The sequence below is a fragment of the Streptomyces sporangiiformans genome (assembly GCF_005768555.2).
GTDB classification, from domain to species: Bacteria; Actinomycetota; Actinomycetes; order Streptomycetales; family Streptomycetaceae; genus Streptomyces; species Streptomyces sporangiiformans.
Genome location: NZ_VCHX02000098.1, coordinates 1 through 2863, shown reverse-complemented (window position 1 = coordinate 2863; position 2863 = coordinate 1). Strand labels below are relative to the sequence as shown.

Here is a 2863-nt window from a genome sequence, read left to right as displayed (position 1 = left end):
GCTCCGGTCACTCCGGGTCCGCGTCCCACTCCGGGCCCCAAGCCCGCGCCGAAGCCCGCTCCGGCGTCTCCGGCTCCGGCCGCGCCCGAGTTCACCGCGCCCCCGACTCCTCCCGCCGCCCCGTCCTCGGGGCCGCGTCCGGGCGCCCGTCCGGGTGCCCCGAAGCCGGGGGCCCGTCCGGGCGGTCCGTCGCAGGGCGGCCAGGGCCGCGGCGACCGCGGTGACCGCGGTGACCGTCAGGGCGCCCCGCGTCCGGGTGGTCAGGGTCAGCGTCCCGGTGCCCGTCCGGCCGGCCCGCGTCCGGGCAACAACCCGTTCACCTCTGGTGGCTCCACCGGCATGGCGCGCCCGCAGGCGCCCCGTCCGGGTGGTGGACGCCCCGGTCCCGGCGGTCCTGGTGCTCCGGGCGGTCAGCGTCCGCAGGGCGCCGGCCAGGGTGGTCCCCGTCCGCAGGGCGGTCCCGGTGGCGCTCCGCGTCCGCAGGGCGGTCCCGGCGGCGGTCGTCCGACTCCGGGCGGCATGCCCCGTCCGCAGGCGCCGCGTCCCGGCGGCGGTCCCGGCGGTCCCGGCGGTCCGGGCGGCAACCGTCCGAACCCCGGCATGATGCCGCAGCGTCCGGCTGCCGGCCCGCGTCCCGGTGGCGGTGGCCCCGGTGGCCGCGGTCCTGGTGGCGGCGGTCGCCCCGGCGGTGGCGGCGGCGGTCGTCCCGGTGGCGGCGGTTTCGCCGGTCGTCCCGGTGGCGGCGGTGGCGGTTTCGCCGGTCGTCCCGGTGGTCCCGGTGGCGGTGGCGGCGGTTTCGCCGGTCGTCCCGGTGGTCCCGGTGGCGGCGGTGGCCGTCCCGGCTTCGGTGGTCGTCCCGGTGGTCCCGGTGGCCGTGGTGGCACGCAGGGCGCCTTCGGCCGTCCCGGTGGTCCCGCGCGTCGTGGCCGCAAGTCGAAGCGGCAGAGGCGCCAGGAGTACGAGGCCATGCAGGCCCCGTCGGTCGGCGGCGTGATGCTGCCTCGCGGCAACGGCGAAGCCATTCGCCTGTCGCGCGGTGCCTCCCTCACCGACTTCGCGGAGAAGATCAACGCCAACCCGGCGTCGCTCGTCGCGGTGATGATGAACCTCGGCGAGATGGTCACGGCCACGCAGTCCGTCTCCGACGAGACGCTGCAGCTCCTCGCCGACGAGATGAACTACACGGTCCAGATCGTCAGCCCCGAGGAGGAGGACCGCGAGCTGCTCGAGTCCTTCGACCTGGAGTTCGGCGAGAACGAGGGCGGCGAGGAGAACCTCGTCGCGCGTCCGCCGGTGGTGACCGTCATGGGTCACGTCGACCACGGTAAGACCCGACTGCTCGACGCCATCCGCAAGACGAACGTCATCGCGGGCGAGGCCGGCGGCATCACGCAGCACATCGGTGCCTACCAGGTCGCGACCGAGGTCAACGACGAGGACCGCAAGATCACCTTCATCGACACCCCGGGTCACGAGGCGTTCACCGCCATGCGTGCTCGTGGTGCGAGGTCGACCGACATCGCGATCCTCGTGGTGGCGGCCAACGACGGTGTGATGCCCCAGACGATCGAGGCGCTGAACCACGCCAAGGCGGCCGAGGTGCCGATCGTGGTCGCGGTCAACAAGATCGACGTCGAGGGCGCGGACCCGACCAAGGTGCGCGGTCAGCTGACCGAGTACGGCCTGGTGGCCGAGGAGTACGGCGGCGAGACGATGTTCGTCGACATCTCCGCCAAGCAGGGTCTGCACATCGACTCCCTGCTGGAGGCCGTGGTCCTCACCGCGGACGCCTCGCTCGACCTGCGGGCCAACCCGGAGCAGGACGCGCAGGGCATCGCGATCGAGTCCCGGCTCGACCGTGGCCGTGGTGCCGTGGCGACCGTCCTCGTCCAGCGAGGCACGCTGCGGGTCGGCGACACGATGGTGGTCGGCGACGCGTACGGCCGTGTCCGTGCCATGCACGACGACCTCGGCAACAACGTCGAGGAGGCCGGTCCTTCGACGCCGGTCCAGGTCCTGGGTCTGACCAACGTCCCGGGTGCGGGCGACAACTTCATCGTCGTGGACGAGGACCGTACGGCCCGTCAGATCGCCGAGAAGCGCGCCGCCCGTGAGCGCAACGCCGCGTTCGCCAAGCGCACGCGCCGCGTCTCGCTCGAGGACCTGGACAAGGTGCTCAAGGCCGGCGAGGTCCAGCAGCTCAACCTCATCATCAAGGGTGACGCTTCTGGTTCCGTCGAGGCTCTCGAGTCCTCGCTCCTCCAGCTCGACGTCGGTGAAGAGGTCGACATCCGGGTGCTGCACCGCGGCGTCGGTGCGGTCACGGAGTCGGACATCGACCTGGCGATGGGCTCGGACGCCATCGTGATCGGCTTCAACGTGCGCGCCGCGGGGCGTGCCGCGCAGATGGCCGAGCGCGAGGGCGTGGACGTCCGCTACTACTCGGTCATCTACCAGGCGATCGAGGAGATCGAGGCGGCCCTCAAGGGCATGCTCAAGCCGGAGTTCGAAGAGGTCGAGCTGGGTACGGCGGAGATCCGCGAGGTCTTCCGCTCGTCCAAGCTGGGCAACATCGCGGGTGTTCTCATCCGCTCCGGCGAGGTCAAGCGGAACACCAAGGCCCGACTGCTCCGCGACGGCAAGGTCATCGCGGAGAACCTCAACATCGAGGGTCTGCGTCGCTTCAAGGACGACGTCACCGAGATTCGCGAAGGGTTCGAGGGCGGTATCAACCTCGGCAACTTCAACGACATCAAGGTCGACGACGTCATCGCGACGTACGAGATGCGCGAGAAGCCGCGGGCGTGACGCCTGCGGCGGGCTGAACCGGGTTGGCGTCGCCCGGCGGGGAATCCTCCCCGCC

Annotated in this window: 1 protein-coding gene; it reads left to right on the top strand. The window is 72.1% G+C overall.

The window, feature by feature from the left end:
• On the top strand, window positions 1-2808 hold a 2808-nt coding region (gene infB, locus FGD71_RS11285; RefSeq protein WP_119100267.1), incomplete at its 5' end, for a translation initiation factor IF-2.
• Window positions 2809-2863: the final 55 nt, after the last annotated feature.